We start from the raw sequence: 1,116 nt of genomic DNA on the forward strand, positions 1-1,116 counted from the left end.
CGCGTCGTCGACGACGCGTTCGGCCCGGTCCCGGGAGACGGCCTGGTCGATGTAGGTGAAGTTCCACGACAGCTGGCCCTGACTGGTGGTCACCGAGGACCCGAAGTACCCCGCCACCGAGATCCCGCCCACGAACTGCGCCCCCGACAGCCGCCAGGAACCCAGCTGGGTCGGGAACTCGAACCGGCCGACGTTGGAGACGAAGAAGTTGAACGGCCCGTGCTCCTCCAGATGCCGCACGAACGGCTCGCAGTCCGCGACACCCCAAGGCCCCTGCTCCGCCAGCCGGTCGAACGCCTCGTACTGCTCACCGCGCTTCTTACGCGCCGCGATGTCGTCACGCACGAACCGCGCCATCGCCCACAGGTCGTCCGGCCGGCACGACACCACCGAGTGCAACGCGGACACGAAACACCCCACCTCGTCCTCGTCCACCGCCCGCGCCAACTCCTCACGCAACGACACCCGCGAACCCACCGCGAACCGCGCCGCCGGCGCCGCCTCCGCATCCCGGGCCACCGCACACGCCAACCCCGCCGCCAGCACCCCGTCCAAGGTGGCACCCTCACGCCGGCACGCCGCCGTCAACCGCCCCAGCACCGCACCCGACAACGCCCGGTGCAGCATCCGCGTGCGACGCAGATCGAACGGCACGAACCGCTCCGGCTCCAACCGCCCCACCACCTCACCCCCCGCACCCGCGTCGGCGCCCTGGCCCAGCGGCCCGCCCACGAACGGCTCCCGAGCCGGGAACAGCGCCTCCAACGGCTCCGGCATCTGCTGCGGCCCCACCACCACCCGTACCGGCGGCGCCGCCGCCAAGCGCACCCACTGCCGCAACAACGACAACGCCGTCGTCCCGTCCGCAACCGAATGCGGCAACGTCAAGATCAGATCGTGGACCTGGCCCGGCCCCGCGATGTGCACCGCACGCACCAACGGACCCGACCGCCAGTCCACCGGCTGCGCAAGCTCAAACCCATCCACCTCATCCGCCCAACCCCCCTGCGCCGCATCGCCCAACCGCACCTGCCGCAACGGGATCGGCAACACCGTCGCCACGAACCTGGGCCCCTCCCCACCCCCCAGCCCCACCGGATCCGTGATCGCCATCCG

At 71.7% G+C, this 1,116-nt stretch carries 1 protein-coding gene; it reads right to left on the reverse strand.

Going from position 1 to position 1,116, the window contains the following annotated elements; translation table 11 throughout:
- On the reverse strand, window positions 1-1,062 hold a 1,062-nt coding region (locus DN069_RS39165; protein WP_133260214.1), incomplete at its 3' end, for a phthiocerol/phthiodiolone dimycocerosyl transferase family protein.
- Window positions 1,063-1,116: the final 54 nt, after the last annotated feature.

Origin of the sequence: Streptacidiphilus pinicola, assembly GCF_003258295.1 — a bacterium.
GTDB classification, from domain to species: domain Bacteria; phylum Actinomycetota; class Actinomycetes; order Streptomycetales; family Streptomycetaceae; genus Streptacidiphilus; species Streptacidiphilus pinicola.